At 65.4% G+C, this 16,258-nt stretch carries 8 protein-coding genes; all 8 read left to right on the top strand.

Annotated elements, in window-relative coordinates; all coding sequences use genetic code 11:
* The first annotated feature begins 236 nt into the window (after positions 1-236).
* Entirely contained in the window at positions 237-3,020 is a 2,784-nt protein-coding gene (locus tag ACFWUU_RS05485) for an AAA family ATPase (protein WP_380172964.1), read from the top strand.
* 95 nt (positions 3,021-3,115) lie between these two features.
* On the top strand, positions 3,116-3,940 hold the full coding sequence (locus ACFWUU_RS05480; RefSeq protein ID WP_380172962.1) for an alpha/beta fold hydrolase: 825 nt from the start codon (positions 3,116-3,118) through the stop codon (positions 3,938-3,940).
* Positions 3,941-3,954: 14 nt separating this feature from the next.
* On the top strand, positions 3,955-4,809 hold the full coding sequence (locus ACFWUU_RS05475) for an alpha/beta hydrolase (protein WP_380172960.1): 855 nt from the start codon (positions 3,955-3,957) through the stop codon (positions 4,807-4,809).
* Between the two features lie 1,056 nt (positions 4,810-5,865).
* On the top strand, positions 5,866-7,287 hold the full coding sequence (locus tag ACFWUU_RS05470; protein WP_380172958.1) for a DUF4041 domain-containing protein: 1,422 nt from the start codon (positions 5,866-5,868) through the stop codon (positions 7,285-7,287).
* Positions 7,288-7,689: 402 nt separating this feature from the next.
* Entirely contained in the window at positions 7,690-8,976 is a 1,287-nt protein-coding gene (locus ACFWUU_RS05465; protein ID WP_380172956.1) for an ATP-binding protein, read from the top strand.
* A gap of 219 nt (positions 8,977-9,195) precedes the next feature.
* On the top strand, positions 9,196-10,689 hold the full coding sequence (locus tag ACFWUU_RS05460; RefSeq protein WP_380172954.1) for a hypothetical protein: 1,494 nt from the start codon (positions 9,196-9,198) through the stop codon (positions 10,687-10,689).
* Entirely contained in the window at positions 10,686-11,510 is an 825-nt protein-coding gene (locus ACFWUU_RS05455) for a hypothetical protein (protein WP_380172953.1), read from the top strand. Before ACFWUU_RS05460 ends, ACFWUU_RS05455 begins: the two co-directional genes overlap by 4 nt.
* Before the next feature lie 25 nt (positions 11,511-11,535).
* The gene (locus ACFWUU_RS05450) at positions 11,536-16,077 is read left to right on the top strand and encodes a hypothetical protein (RefSeq protein WP_380172951.1); all 4,542 of its coding nucleotides are present in this window, start codon (positions 11,536-11,538) and stop codon (positions 16,075-16,077) included.
* The last annotated feature ends 181 nt before the right edge of the window (positions 16,078-16,258 follow it).

The following is a 16,258-nucleotide window of genomic DNA, read 5'->3' as shown; positions in this document are numbered from 1 at the left end:
CGAGAAGTACGGCAGGTACCGCATCGTCAGCTGGGCGAGGGCGGCTACGAGGAATCCGAGTCGGTGCTCCAGCAGCTCCTCGACGAAGCCGGTGCAACCGGTTATGACAAGAAACCGGTCCGAGTCGACGCCATCGGAACGATCACCTACCTCTTGAACACCGAGCCAGTCGCCGTGGGTGCATGAGCTCTGGCACGACGGTTGGCAGGGGTGGGTGGGCGCGGCAGGATGTTGCTGTGGGTGCCGAGGGGCCGGTCGCGGAGGGTCGGGGGAGCGCTGAGGCGTTGCCGGGTCTTGTTGGGCGGGAGCGGGAGTTGGGGTGGCTGCTCGGGCTCGTGAAGGGGGTCCGGGAGCGTGGCGGTGCGTTGGTGGTGCGGGGGGACGCGGGGATCGGCAAGTCTGTTCTGCTGGCCGCGGCATCTGCGGAGGCGGGACGGGACGGGATTCGCGTCTTCAGGACCACGGCGGTGGAGTCTGAGACACGGTTGCCTTTTGCTGGACTGCACCAGTTCTTGCTGCCGTTGCTTGCCAGGCTCGAGCGGCTTCCGGAGGTTCAGCGGCATGCGCTCGAGATGGCGCTCGGGCTGGCTCCGCGGGAGGTGGCACCAGACCTGTTTCTGATCGGGCTTGCCACGCTCGGCCTCGTCGCCGATGTCTCGGCGGAGGGTCCGGTGTTGTTCGTCGTCGACGACGCGCAGTGGATCGACAGCTCGTCGGGGACGGTGCTGAGTTTCGTCGCGCGGCGCCTCGAGATGGATCCGGTGCTGATGTGGCTCGCCGTACGGACGGGTGTGGCGAGCGAGTTCGACGGCGCGGGGCTACAGGAGTACGACGTGGGCGGATTGAGTGACGAGGCGGCCGCCGCGTTGCTGGACTCGCGCGGGCACGGTCTGTCGGCGGGCATCAAGCGGCGGATTCTGGCCGAGGCGCTGGGCAATCCGCTTGCGCTGATCGAGCTCCCGACGGCTGCGCGTGGCGTGACGAGCGATGTGCGCTCGTCCCAGATCGGATCGCTCCCGTTGACAGCACGGCTCGAGCGGACCTTCGCGGCGAAGCTGGACGGGCTCGACGATGACACACAGGCGCTCGTCCTGGCCGCCGCATTGGAGGACTCGGAGCCGGCCGAACTGCTCCGGGCCGCGCGCGCGGTTCGAGGGCCTGGCGTCCGCGGGTGGGATGCAGTCGTAGCCGCCGGCCTCGGCACGCTCACTCCGGATCGCTTCCGGTTCCGCCATCCGCTGGTCCGATCCGCCGTCGAACAAGCGACGCCTCGAGACGACAGACGTGCGATGCACGCCGCTCTCGCCGACGTACTCGCGGACGATCTCGACCGGTCGATCTGGCATCGAGCGGAGGCAACGAGGGGGTACGACGAAGTCGTGGCGGCTGCCCTCGCCGCCGCGGCGGAACGCGCGGAGAACCGCGGTGCCAACGATGCAGCGCTCGCAGCCATCGAGCGGAGTGCTTCTCTCACACACGAAGCCCGCGCCCGAGCGCTACGGCTGTGGCAGGCGGCGATGCTGGCGCTGGAGCTCGGCCGCTGGCAGGAGAGCAGCCGTTTGTTCGCCGAGTCGCAGCACGCGGGACTGCCGCCGTACGAGCATGCCGAGGCCACCCTGTGGATGGAGACGTTCAGCGGGACGCTGTCCACCGGAGCCGCGATTCTGGACGCGGTCACTCGAGTCGTCGAGGGGTTGGTTGCGCAAGGCGACGATCACAAGGCTCTGCAAGCACTCTCACGGGTCGCCGTGCGGACGTATTGGCAGGACCTCGATGACGATACGCGTCGTACGGCGACGGAGGTCGCCCGAAGCATCGACGGACCAGCTGACGACCCGTCGCGGCTCTGTTTCCTTGCCAATGTCGACCCGATCGGGAACGGGCGCTACGTAGCGACCCAGCTGTCGCACATGTCGCCGGCGAGCATCGACAGCGGGATCGAGTTGTTGGCGGTTGGTGTCGCCGCTGCAGCAGTGTGGACGGATGACCTGGGACTCCCGTTTCTTCGAGCAGCGGCCGACCGGCTTCGCGCCGAGGGCAAGCTCCAACCGCTGTGCATCACACTCGGCACCGAGGCGTGGGCGCACGTCCACCGCGGAGCAGTCCTGCCCGCTGTCACCGCTGCCGCCGAGTCCGGGCGGCTGGCGGTGGAGACCAGCTCGACGCTCTATGTGCCGGCGGCGAAGCTGGCCGAAGCGGTTGCCATGGCACATCGCGGCCACGACGAGGCAGCGCGGGTACTGATCGCTGAGACCGAGGAGATCCTGCTGCCGTTGGGGGCAACGTTGCTGCTCCCGATGGTCACGCTGGCGCGCGGTCGGGTCGAGCTTGCGGCCGGCCACTACAAGGACGCCTACGAACGACTGAAGCGACTTTTCGACCCGGACGACGTCGCGTTCCACCGCTATCTGAGGGGTCACGCCCTGGCCGACCTCGTGGACGCTGCCCGGAGCGGGGACGGCGATCTTGAGCTGGTGCGGCATCTCGTGGACGAGTGGCGGCAGATCGCGACGGGTGTCGGGGCGCCGTACCTGCATGTGCAGGTGTCCTACGGGACCGCCGTCCTGAGCCCAGACGATGAGGCTGAGCGGCTCTTCTCCGTGGCGATCGCCTCCACTCCCAAGGGCTGGGAGACCTATGCTGCGCGCACACAGCTGGCGTACGGCGAGTGGTTGCGCCGCCAGCGTCGCGCCGGGGACTCTCGTACTCCGCTCCGCGAGGCCGCCGAGACATTCACCGCCTTGGGGCAGACGGCCTGGGCCGAACGGGCTCTCGGTGAGCTCCGCGCCTCCGGTGAGGCCGCGCGTCGACGTACCCCTGAAGCTTGGGCCGAGCTGACCGCGCAGGAGTTGCAGATCGCACAGTTGGCGGCCCGAGGACTGTCGAACAAGGACATTGGCGAGCGGCTGTACATCTCGCATCGGACAGCGGCCCGCCACCTGTACAACATCTTCCCGAAGCTCGGGATCACGTCGCGCAACCAGTTGCGCGATGCGCTGCGGCCGGTCAGCGACTTCTGAGCCCGCCCAATATGCGTCACGTGACGCATGCGACCGACGTACCGGCGTTCGTAGCCTCGCAAAGTCCGTTCGACAGGCGAAAGCGAGGGAGAACCATGGCAGAGTTCACGACCAGCGACGGAACCCGGATCTTCTACAAGGACTGGGGCTCTGGTCAACCAATCGTCTTCAGTCACGGGTGGCCGTTGTCGGCCGACGACTGGGATGCACAGCTGCTCTTCTTCCTGCATCGCGGCTACCGAGTGATCGCCCACGACCGGCGCGGCCACGGCCGCTCCGCACAGGTCAACGAGGGCAACGACATGAACCACTATGCCGACGATCTCGCGGATCTCACCCAGCATCTGGACCTGCGCGACGCGGTTCACGTCGGGCACTCCGCCGGTGGTGGAGAGGTGGCGCGCTACCTCGGCCGGCACGGCGAGGATCGCGTGGCCAAGGCTGCACTGATCAGCGCGGTGACGCCCAGCGTCCTTCAAACCGACGCCAATCCCGCCGGAACGCCGCTGACAGGCTTTCAGGGATTGCAGGCCGGCATCGCGGCGAACCGATCGGAGTTCTACCGCAATGTCGCGGCCGGGCCGTTCTACAACTTCGATCAGCCGGGTGTGACGCCGTCGGAGGCTGTCATCCAGAACTGGTGGCGGCAGGGAATGATGGGCGGCGCGAACGCGCAGTACGACTGCGTCTCGACCTTCATCAACGACGACTGGACCGAGGATCTGAAGAAGATCACCGTGCCGGTTCTCGTCATGAACGGTGACGCCGACCAGATCGTGCCGTACGCCAGCTCGGGTCCCAGGGCGGTCCAGCTGCTGAAACAGGGCACGCTGAAGACGTACGCCGACTTCCCGCATGGCATGCCGACCACGCATGCCGACACGATCAACAAAGATCTACTGGCCTTCATCGAGTCATGAGGAGGAGACGAACCATGCGCACAACGCGGAAGGCCTGGATCCTTCTCGTCGCGGCTCTATGTCTGGCCGGCGGGCTCGTCGCGCCGATCGCCAGCGCGACGGGATCCGATGCCCGGCCCATCCGGTGTACGGCGTCGGGCCGCGCCCCGATCACGGTCGTCTTCGTCCACGGAGCCTGGGCCGACAACTCAAGCTGGACCGGGGAGGTCAACGAACTGCTGCGCGACGGCTGCAACGTCCGGGCAGCCGACGTACACGTTCAGGATCTGGCAGCAGACGCGGCAGCGGTCGCCAACTTCTTGCGCACGATCCCTGGACCGGTGCTGCTTGTCGGCCATTCGTACGGCGGTGCAGTCATCTCCAATGCGGCTGCCCAGGTGACCAACGTGGTCGGACTCGTGTACGTCGACGCCTACGAGCCGGCGGTCGGAGAGGCGATCAGCGACCTGGGCGGAGCCACCTCGGCCATCGTCACGCACCCGGCCTCGGAACTCTTCGAACCGATCCCAGGAGCGCCGAGCGGCCAGCAGAACCTCATCCTCCAGCAGACCGCCTACTCGAAGTACTTCGCGAACGATCTACCGCGAGCGCAGGCAGTCGAACAGTGGGCGACCCAGACCGTCGCATCAACCGCGGCCCTCACCGCCCCCACGACTCAAGCAGCCTGGAAGACACTGCCGTCCTGGTCCTTCATCTCCACCGGCGACCAGATCATCACGCCGCAATCCTTGCTCGCGATGTCACACCGCGCCCACTCCCACATCACGATCTTCAAGGGCGGATCGCACGTCACCCTCGTGTCACATCCACAGGCGGTAACGGCAGTGGTCGGCACGGCACTCTCGTCCCTACTCCACAACAGCAAATGACCACCTAGCTCCCGCCACTCGCGGCGCAGAGACAACCTAGGTCTGGTCGACCGCGGTCGGGGTGAGCTTGAGACGTACAGCGTGATCGGTCGTCGATCTCCGCGCACGCCGTCACTTCTCACCCCGACCGCTCCATTGCCGGCAAGCAATGTGATGTGACACACAGTCACGATCAGAGTCAGGCTCCGCTCGAGATCTCGGACGGAGGAGATCGCGCCGGTGTCAGTCGCTGTCGAGGCAAAGAGGTGAGTAAAAGGTGACCTAAGGACAGCAAAAGGCCCGGGCCACTCACGTGACCTGGGCTGTTGTGCGCCGCCAGGGACTCGAACCCCGAACCCGCTGAATTCCAGCTGAGACTGACCATCGTTTGCCGATGATGAGCGAAACTTCTTACTGGCCAGGGATGCGAGGTTGCTCTTGTGCGCATCAGTTCTCATCGCTCACCATCCTCTCGCGCTGATTGAGGTGCGTAAAGAGGTGTGTGTGGTGGCCCTGATGGACGACAACTTCGTTGATCTTTACGGTCAGGCTGTGTGAGCTGCAGATCAGCTGATCGCCCGGGCTTCTTGGTTACCCAGACGCATTGTTTGCGGGGCGCCAGGTAAGCCAGCCTCAAATCCGGCAGTTGGCAGTAGCGAACACTTTCCGTCGACGATGATCGATCCAAGCAGGGTTGAGATCTGGCGATCGACTACACAGCGTGCTACTTTCCCGGGCGGGGGACACCGTTGGCGCGGTGTCTGGGGAGGAAGAAGTGCCATGAAGCATGGCGAAGACTCGCACTCGCAGCACACCAACGCAGCACCTATGACGCCGAACTGGTCACCAGGCTGGAGATACAACTCGCCGCCGAACTGGCCGCCACCGCCGAGCGCAGACTGGGTTCCTCCGAACGGGTGGCAATCAGACCCTGCCTGGGGTCCCGCACCGCCGAACTGGGTCTTCTGGGTGCCGCGGCAGCCAGACACTGGGCTGCCGTCCTTTCAGTCGGCGCCGGTAGTCCAAGCGCCACCACAGGCTCCGGTCCAGCAGGAAGCAGTGCCGAAGGAGACTGGCGTGGATCTCACCGTCGGCCTGTTCGGTGCCCGGGGCAAGGCGAAAGAGCTGGCCGCCGAGGTTCAGAAATTGACCTCGGAGAACGCCGCGCTGCGCGCACAACTCGACAAGCTCGGCGTCTTGTCGCTGGTCGAGATCGAGGAACGGAAGTCGGCGCTCACTCGAGAGATCGAGGAAGCGACCGCGGCGCTTGCCCAGGACATCAGGTCCCAGAAGGCCGCTCTGAGCCGCGAAATCGATGAACGCCGAGCAGGTCTGGCCACCGAGATTGCAGCCGAGCAGGGCAGGCACGTGGCAACGCTGGCCGCGATTAAGGCCGAGGAATCGGCAATCGCCGAGCGACTGAACAGCTTGCGCGCACAGACCGTGCTGACTGAAGACGTCCTTATTCTGCAAGAAGCAGGTGTCTACGAGTACACGCATCCACTGGACGACTCTGTGGCATACAAGGCAGAACTCGCCAGATTACAGGACCGGATCAAGGCCATGGTCCGTAAGGATGGCGGGGCGGTGGCAGGTTCGGAATCGATGACGATGAACGGCTCCCATGCGCAAGGAATGAAGATGGTCCGGGAGTTTTCGAAACTGCTTCTCCGGGCCTACAACAACGAGGCAGACAATCTGGTTCGTGGCCTACGGCCCTACAAATTGGCGACCTCGAAGGATCGGTTGGCGAAGGCCAGGGCGACGATTGAGAAGCTCGGGCAGTCGATGGATATCCGCATCGGTGCGGAGTACCACTCGCTGCGAGTCAAAGAACTGGAATTGACGGCAGACTTCCTGGAGAAGCTCGCTGTCGAGAAAGAACGTGAGAAGGAAGAGAAGGCTCGTCTCAGAGAAGAGCGCCAAGCCCAGCTCGAGTTGCAGCGGCAGCGGGAGAAGCTCGAACGGGAGCGCGCCCACTACGTGAACGCCTTGGCGGCGTTAGAGGACAAGGGCGATGTCGACGCCGTGAACCGGATGCGCGCGGAGATGGGAGAGATCGACAAGGCGATCGAGGATGTCGACTATCGGGCCGCCAACATTCGTGCGGGCTATGTCTACGTTATCTCGAATCTGGGTGCCTTCGGCGAGCGGATGGTCAAGGTCGGAATGACCCGGAGGCTGGAGCCGCTGGACCGGATCCGCGAGTTGTCGGATGCATCGGTCCCGTTCAACTTCGACGTGCACGCGATTCACTTCTCGAACGATGCCGTCGGAGTCGAAGCTGAGATGCATCGACGCCTCATGAGTCGCCGGGTCAACCGGGTGAATCTCAGGCGGGAGTTCTTCTATGCGACACCCGCCGAGGTGCGGGATCTGTTGGCGGCGGTCGCCGGCGACCTGCTGGAGTACACAGACGTCGCCGAAGCCTCCGAATACCACCAGTCGATCAATGCGATCACCGAGGATGCTACCGAGGTCGCCGTCGCGGCGGGATAACCGATCAGCAGGGCATGTTTGATCTTCGGCCCCATCATCGCCGACCGGCCTTCTCGCTGTCGAGGAACTTAGCGCCGACCGATGCCGCTGCTTGCCCGGATGTATCGGAAGGATCCGCACTCGCTCGGACGGAGCATCATCAGTCAGCCGGCAAATCTGCTCGTCCTCGACGTCCATCGCCGCTCCTCCAGGAGGCACCGCGTCCTCCGACGTCTGCTGGTCGAAAGTCTCACACGGTTCGTCGGATCCGGGGCGACGACCTTCCCGGAAATGGCGCGAACGGTGAGGCCTCGCCAGAAGCGGCAGACCTGCAGCCAAGCTGTCGGCATTCTTGCAACCGTGGGTCGGCAGATTTGCAGAGTGCTTGGCGGCAGATTTGCAGTCACTGGCATACTCTAGGGGGTGAGCGATGATTTGGAACCCCGGGCCGAGCCTGAGTCACCGTTGGGGCGCGTCCTGCCACGCCATGCGCGTGCGCTGATAGAGGAGGCGATGGCCGATACCCGGGTTGTTCTGGTGAACGGTGCGCGGCAGAGCGGCAAGAGCACGCTCGTGCGGTTGGTCGGGGCGGCGGTGGACGCGGAGTGGTACACCTTCGATGACACCGATATTCGTGAGGCGGCCCGCGAGGATCCGCGGGAGTTCGTGGCGGGTTCGAAGCCGATGATCATTGACGAGATCCAGCGACTCCCGGAGCTGCTTCTTTCGATCAAGGCGCGGGTTGACGAGCGACGGGTGCCTGGTCAGTTTCTGCTGACGGGATCGGCGCGGGTCTTGGGTCTGCGGACATTGCCGGATGCGCTTCCGGGGCGGATGGAAACGATCGAGTTGTGGCCGTTCGCACAGGGAGAGATCGACGGAAGACCGGACTGTTTCATCGACGCGATCTTCACCCATGGCCCGGACTTGCGGCACGCGTCGAGTCTCGAGCGTGCCGACTACGCCGCCCGTGTTGTGCGAGGTGGTTTCCCGGAGGCGGTGGCACGTGATCAGCCGCGCCGACGGCAACGGTTCTTCGACTCCTACGTCAGCAACCTCATCACGCGCGATGTCAGCCAGGTCGGCGAGATCGAGAAGGTCGGCGAGATGGAGAAGCTGGTCCGGTTGATCGCCGCACGTTCCGGCGGACAGTTGGTGATCAATGAGCTGGCCGGAAAGGCAGGGCTGGCGAATCACACGGTCGCGCGCTATGTGAGCCTGCTGCAGGAGATCTTCTTGATCAAGCTGATCCCTGCCTGGTCGCGCAACCTCAGCACCAGAGTCACCGGCACGCCGAAGGTCGCCGTAACCGACTCGGGGATCGCGGCGAACCTGGTGGGAGCCGACACCGCGCAGTTCAAGCGACCCGGGAGCGCGTTCGGGCCGCTGCTCGAAGGCTTTGTGTTGATGGAACTCGCCAGGCAACAGAGCTGGAACAACACGCGTGTCGACCTGTACCACTACCGCACCCGCGATCAAGTCGAGGTCGACGCCGTACTCGAGAACCGGCGCGGCCAGGTGGTGGGCATCGAAGTCAAAGCATCATCCACCCCACGCTCTGACGACTTCCGCGGCCTACGGCATCTCCAAGACCGACTCGGCGACGACTTCATCGCCGGCATCGTTCTGCACACAGGCCAGCGCACCCTCCCATTTGGCCCCAAGCTACGCGCCATGCCGACCAGCGCTCTTTGGGAACTGGAGCCCTAAGTCCGGCTCACGGGCTGACGGCGGTCGTTTGCTCGCCCGACGGTCCGTCCGGCTGCAGGTGATCGCGCGGCGCCTACCTCCGGCAACGCGTCCAGCAGCTGAGCTGAGGCGTGTGGCGGCTTCCGCGACTCGCGGCCGGCGCAAATTGTCGGCGATGTCGCTTACGGTGATCGCATGGGGGTAGAAAATGAAGGGCTGGATCGAGACAACTCAGCGAGCGTGGCTTTCGCGCAGCGGGTAAAGGCGCTGGCAACGACTGCGCCGCTGCATGACCTGGATGCGCGCAAGACGCAGGTGCAGACGGCGGATTACACCGTCTACCAGATGGCGGAGCTTGCGTTGCAGACCATCGACCTGGTGACGGTGGCGATGGATTTCGATACGGGAGCCCGGCCGGACGCCGTCCTGCGTGAGCTGTCCGAACATGTTGCGGCGCAGGCGCCGGAGCGGCCTCCTGCGGAGCATCAGAAAGTGGGTCGGTGGGTCCTAGAAAATCTCCTGAACGTCGGTTCGGCGGACCGGGGCTTCCGCACCGTGTACGGCGTGCCCGGACCGAACGGCTACGACCGTTTCGTGTTCGACTTCAAGTTGCTGGAGGAGACGCTCGGCGCCGATGGGGAGCCTTATCTACGTGCCTCGAACGAGGCAGTCAACGTTCTTGTCGGCGCTTTGGAGGTTGACCTCGAGGCCGCGCACATCGCCGCCGACGTCCGGCTGGAGATCCTGATCAAACGCGGCCGCCTCGACGAGGCCCAGGCCGCTGCGCAGAACGCCCGTTACCGTACGATCCAGTACGGCGAGATGCTCCGCCAGCGCCTGGAGGCGACAAGCCGCGACGTGCGGAACGTCGACTGGGCGGTGACGATGCCCGCGTTTCTGGACGAGGCCCTGACCCACATCGAAGAGCGCTACCACGCAGAGAACGCGATCCTCGTCAACCTCACCGACGTTCGGGACACGGCCGACACGACCGGTCGTAAGGCACAGGCCGCGCGGCTGGTGGACGTCGTACGCGACTGTCTGCGCAGGCATGACCAGTTGCAGGCTGCTTTACAGAGCGCAGGTCACCGGTTCCGCGCGGAGCAGGACAGGCAGACGTTCACTGCTGTGCCGGCGATCGCGGCGCTGGACCTGCACACTCAGCTGTTGATGCCTGCCCTGGCCTGCCCGATCGAAATGGCCGATCCAGTGCTGCTGAGCTTCTTCGGATCGGCTGTCGGCCTCACCATCCCGTCGGCACTGCGGCTGGCGGACCTGTTCGACGGTCTGATCACGCCGGTGTCCGAGCGCGACTCGCTAGGAGGACGGATCGAGGACCCGGATCTGTCGGACGACGAGGAGCCGCCGCGGTTTCCCGATGCGAGCTACGACCAGCTCGATGCGTTGCTGGATCTCGATCCGGAGGCGCCACAGCGGCTTTCGGGCATCCTTGCCGACGCTCGCCGTCGCCAAGCTGCTGATCCGGACGCCGAGGGGCTCCCGCTACTCGTGGTCGTCAGGGTGCTAGCGCTGGCAGCGCAGGAGATCGCAACGGCGCGACGTCATCACGACAACTCCGTCCTGATGGCTGTTGACGACGGCACACCGCTGGACGATGTGGAGTTCGGCGGGTCGGACCTTCTGGTGGCACGGGCGATGCTGCGTTCGGCCGATCATGCGCGCTCGGTCGCGGCCCCGCCGAGTGACCAAAGTGGCCAAGAGGGTGCGGCATGAACCGGCCGGGGCATGCCGTCGCCAGTTCGATGACCACGGTCGCCGATGCCGCGCGACTCATCGCCTATTCCTTTCGACCCAAGGTCCTCCCAGCACGCGACGACACCTACCGGGTGCTGGTGCGCCGTTTCCAGGACGACGACACGTTCGCCGAGACCGTCCGCGCGGTCGCGGTGGGCCTGGACCTGGTGATCCTGGACGCTGACATCCGCCATGGACTGGTTGTCGCGAGCACGGAGGAGAGTGTCTTCGCGATCAAGATGACCGACTACGCCAAGCGCACGGGTGGTGAGGGCAAGGCCGCCGAGCGGGTCATCCACGCGCTCGCTCAGCTGGGGGCAGCTGCGCTGGCCTACCCGCGGCCGGCCGATCTGTCCAATGCGGCCTACGTCGGTCGCATCACGGTCCATGGCGTGGATGCCTTCGTCCGGGAGGCCGCGCGCAGGCTCGCCGAGTCGGCAGCCCGGGAGAGGGAGCTGCAAGACCCGGATCCCGGGGCTCCGGACCTCGAAGCCGCGTGGCGCGTATATTCGCGTCGTGCCGCGACGCCAGGCTCCGGTGACGGTCGGCGCGTCGCGTCGTCCACCGTGGGGATCGTCGGCAAGGCGCTGACGTTCCTCGCCGATCAGGGCCTGCTGACGCGTCGTAGCGGCGACGACGGGGGTACTTACGTCACCACCAGCCGCTACCGCGTACAGGTACGCGAAGCAGGGCAACGCATGTTCTCGGAGTTACTTGCCCTCGGCATCACCTCGGTGACCGACGGGACGGGCACCCTAACCCGGATCGAGTGGTCGACAGAGGACCTGGACCTGCGATGAAGCCACCCGCCTGGAGGTCCACACGATGTATGAGCTGAATCGAGCCCGGCTGATCGGCATCGGTCCGCGAGGTGCCCGGTACGGCGATGTCGTGCTGGACCTGTCCGACCTGGGCGAGCCTGTCCCGGCGCGTAACCTGTTGGACCGTCCGGAGCGCCGGCCATCACCGTACACACTGCTGTTGCTCGAGAACGGTGGCGGAAAGTCGGTGTTGCTGAAGCTGATCTTCAGCGTCGTCCTGCCGGGCCGCCGAAGCACAGTGGGCGGCGCTGCGCTCGAGAAGTTCGTTCTCGACACAGACACGGGGCACGTGGTTCTCGAGTGGATGCACGTCGATACCGGCGAATTGCTGGTTACGGGCAAGGTCTTCCAACGGCGGAGCAAGACGGCTGGGAACGGGAGCGCCTTGAGCGAGGCGTGGTACTCGTTCCGCCCCGGCGAGCTGCTCGATCTCGGTACGCTGCCCGTGAGCGTGGACGGCCGCAGACGTCGTCTCGAAGGTTTTCGCGAGACAGTTGAGGAGATCAACAGGCGAGCTCCCGAAACGCAGCTGGCCTGGGCGGGTGACGAACAGGGGCGTTGGAGGAAACACCTCCGGGAGCGTGGTATCGAGCCTGACCTGTTCGACATCCAGCGCCGCATGAACGTCGACGAGGGCGAGGCTGCCAAGGCGTTCAAATACGCGTCGTCCAAGGAGTTCGTGAATTGGCTGCTGACGACGATCACCGATCCCGAGGACGCCAGCTCGGTCGCCGAGACGTTCCGGCAGTGGGCGACGAACTTGGCCGAACGGCAGGACATGTTGCTGGAGCGGGATTTCCTCGAAGGCGCAATCGTCGGGCTCGATCTGGTCGCCGAGGCACACAGGAGCGACGTGGAGGCTGTTCGGGACAGTGAACTGGCGATCGCTGCCGCGCAGCGTCTGGCAGCTGCTCTTGAGGCGCGCAGGCAGCTCGAGGAAACGTCGGCCGCAGGAATTCGATCCGAGCAGTCGACCGTGCGTATTTTGGCGACGACCCGTGAAGGCGAACGAGACAGCGCGCGGGCGATGCTCAACGAAGTGAAGCGCCAGACGCTGCTGCTCGAGCTGGCTGACGAGGAACATCAGAAGGCCTCGATCGAAGAGCAGCAGCAGAGCGCCGTACTCGAGTTGGCAGGGTGGGAGATCCTGCCGCTCGTTGCCGAACGGGAGCTGGCGATCTCGACAGCCAGGCAGCTCGCCGAACAGGTCGCAGCAGCCGACGAAGACGCGGCGCCGGCTCTGCGCCGTCGTGACCTGACCGCGGGCCGGTTGCTGGCCAAGTACGACCAAGAGGCGGAGGCCGCTGACGGCGCCGTGCTGACCCACCTTGACGAAGCAGCTAGGGCACGAGATCTGGCCGAGGCAGCCGATGGGGACAGAAGCGTCGCGCTCGGCCTGGCTGCAGAAGCTCGCGAACGGCATCGGGCACAACAGGCGTTGATCACGGATGCTGTGGGGCGGATTGAGAAGGCTGCCCGCGCGGATCTGGTTCCACAGCACACGAAGATCGCCGAGGTCGCGGGGATCGTCTTGACGGCAGGCGAGCTGCATCGCGAGTCCGAGCGGAGGATGGCCGCAGGCAAACAAGCCGTCGAGGACCTCGCCGCCACGGTCAAGAGCTTCGAGCCACGCGTGGCAGAGGCCGAGAAACGCGCCGGGCACGCGGCCTCCGCCACAGACGCGAAGGTCCGTGACCTCGAGGCGACACAGAGGGCGGCTGGTCGAGCGTTTGCGCTGCCGGCGCTCGCCGCCGCCGTTGGCGATGACCTCGAGCCTGCCACCGATGAGGCTGTTGCCGAACGGCTCGAGCTTGCTGCCGAGCATCTGCTCGAGGTGCTGGACAGTGACATCGATGCTCATACCGACGCTCTGGACGGCCTGCGGGCCGAGCAGCGGGAGGACGCTCGCATCGTCGAAGCACTCGGGGACGGTGGCCTACTGCCTGCGAGACCGGAGGTTCAGCAAGCACTCGCAGTTCTAGACGCACATGGCGTGGTGGCCCACGACGGCTGGCGCTATCTGCGTGAAGCTGCCTCCGCAGCCGAACGGGCGGAGCTCATAGTTGCGCACCCGTCGCTCGCAGACGGTGTAGTGGTGACCGATCAGATGCAGCTGAAGGCCGCTCACGATGCTCTCGGCGCTGCGAATTTGATGCCTGCGGCAGCGATCGAGGTCGGAGCGGGCTCGACCCTGCTCACCTTGCCAGGTGAGGATGCCGGAGATGAGAACCGGCCGTCCGGCTTCGTCATTGAGCCGAATCCGGCGATGTACGACGAGGACGCCGCGACCCTGAGGCGGGACGAGTTGCACGATGCGATGGCGCGCAGGGCAGGCGTCATGACCGAACTCAACGACCAGCTCCAAGCGGTCGCGGCTGCTCGCTCTGCCCTTGCTCAGTGGAGGCGGGACAACCCGCCCGGCCGGCTCGGGGAGCTCCAGCAGGATGTGGAGACATTGGAGGAATCAGCTGCCCGGGAACGGGGAGTAGCCGATGAGCTGATCGAGGAACTGATCGGGGTCCGGGAGCAGTACGAGAAAGGCGTCGAGGCCCTGGAGCAGTCGACGACACTCGAACGGGATCGCTCGGATAAGCTACGCGCGCTCGAGGCGTTGGCTGAGTACACGACCGCAGCAGTGGGGGCACAGGCGGGGCTGGTCACGCTCGAGGACGAGGCTGCACGCCAATTGAAGGAAGCTGAACGTGCGGGCGGACGCGCGAGCCGTGCCCGCACTTCGGCCGCCGAACTTTCAAGGCTTGCCGAGCAGGAGCGGGCTCGTGCCGCTCGACATCGATTCGCAGCCGAGGATGTCGTCTCGACCAGCGGTGAGCGATCCACAGACGTACCGGTCGCCGCGCTCTCCACGCTTAAGGACGAAGCGATCGCGGCACAACAGACATATCTGGCCGTCGCAGCCGATCCTGATCTGCGCAGGAAGGCTGACGACGCGGCATCAAAGGTGCGGGAACTGCAGTCGGAGCTGTCGTTGCGGGACCAACGGCACGTCGCGAAGGCAATGGAGTTGCGTACGATCGCAGTCGGCGCAGATCGAGCATCATGGTCGGTTTCCGCTCACAACGCTCGTGGTCGGAGAGATCGGCTGCAGAACGAGTTCAACGAGGTCACCCGCCGTACCGGGGTGCTCGAGGAGTCCATCCGAAGCGCGTCACCCACCGAACCAGGCCGGCGGTCCTGGACGACCTTGGCGCCCAAATGGTTCCCATCCAGTGTCATCGAAGGCGAGGCACTTCAGCTGCGGGCTCAGGAGGAACTTCGCACGGCCCAGTCGCGAGTGGATGAGCTCAACGGCAGACTGACCAAGCTCAACGAGCAACTGCAGGACGCAGACCGGTCGACCCGTGCGATCAACGAGGCGGTACTGCCGCTGGCAGCCCTCCTCGGTGAGCTCGCCGACGCCAGTCTGGCGCCCGACCCGTTCGCGGAACCTCCCGAGAAAGCGGCATCCGTCGCTAGCGAGGCGGTCAACCTGCTGCGATCGACGAAGCAGCAAGCAGATGCTCGTCGCCGGGACCTGAGCGAGGCAATCCAGGAGCTGGCCGCGTTCGCCAATCAGAAACGGTACGAGAACCTGGCGAACCAGGCACGAAGAAGCATCCTCGACTCGCCGCACACCCGATTGGCCGCGCAGGCCGAGGACTGGTCCGCCTCGCTCACCGCGCGCCTGGCTACCTTGACGAGCGACCTGGAGAATGTGAACCGGCACCGTAAGGCAATCGTGGAGCGCCTCGCTGCATTGGTCGACCATGCTCTGCGCGGGCTGCGTCAAGCAGGCCGGCTGTCGAGACTCCCCGCAGATCTCGCCGAATGGAGCGGACGGCCGTTCCTGCGGATTGCCTTTTCGGAACCAGATCCTGCAGCAGTCAACGTTCACGTCGGCGAGGTCGTCGACCGGATAGCGGCAGAGCTGGCGGCGCGGAGCGCCGGCGGATCGCGAGCTGCCTCGTCGAAACGGGACGGCATGAGTCTTCTACTCGAAGCAGTGCATGCTTCGGTGCCGAAGGGATTCACGGTCGACGTACTCAAGCCGGATTCTGTACTGCGCGACGAACGGGTCAGCATCGAGGAGATGAACGAGGTCTTCTCCGGCGGCCAGGAACTGACCGCCGCCATCGTGCTGTACTGCACTCTGGCTGCGTTGCGCGCCAACGAGCGCGGGCAGCTGCGGTCGCGGCATTCCGGCGTGCTGTTCCTGGACAACCCGATCGGCCGCGCGAACGCGTCGTACCTGCTCGACCTGCAGCAGTCCGTCGCGAGGGCACTCGGCGTCCAGCTCATCTACACCACGGGCATCACCGACGACCGGGTCCTGGCCGCGTTTCCGCTCTGGGTCCGGCTCCGCAACGACGCTGATCTGCGAGCCGGACTGAAGTATATCCAGGTCGCGGAGGTCGTTCGACGGGTCTTGCCACTACCGTACGACGACACCGAACTCGCGTCGGACGAGGGCGCCGCGCCGGGTACGGTGACCGCCGGCCGGGTCTATCGGCGGCCGTCCGCCGCGGACACTCCCGTGGATCGACGATGACCGGCGCTGATCGCGTTGCGGCATTGAGTCCAAGGGCTGCGCGGCTGGCCATCGCGCTCGATGACGCCAACCGTACAGCCATCCCGCTGAGCGATTTGTGGGGGCTCTGGGACGTTGCCGATCCCGGTTCAGCCGGTCGGCCCGAACGTCGTGAAGCCTTGGCTGATGTCCTTGACGAACT

The organism is Kribbella sp. NPDC058693, assembly GCF_042715335.1.
GTDB classification, from domain to species: Bacteria; Actinomycetota; Actinomycetes; order Propionibacteriales; family Kribbellaceae; genus Kribbella; species Kribbella jiaozuonensis.
Note: the sequence above shows the minus strand (reverse complement) of the source record. Positions and strands in the feature narration are given on the sequence as shown.

Excerpts from the sequence above, each read along its gene's own strand:
- ACFWUU_RS05480 (WP_380172962.1), top strand. The coding sequence starts at position 3,116 with ATGGCAGAGTTCACGACCAGCGACGGAACCCGGATCTTCTACAAGGAC.
- ACFWUU_RS05475 (WP_380172960.1), top strand. The coding sequence starts at position 3,955 with ATGCGCACAACGCGGAAGGCCTGGATCCTTCTCGTCGCGGCTCTATGT.
- ACFWUU_RS05455 (WP_380172953.1), top strand. The coding sequence starts at position 10,686 with ATGAACCGGCCGGGGCATGCCGTCGCCAGTTCGATGACCACGGTCGCC.
- ACFWUU_RS05450 (WP_380172951.1), top strand. The coding sequence starts at position 11,536 with ATGTATGAGCTGAATCGAGCCCGGCTGATCGGCATCGGTCCGCGAGGT.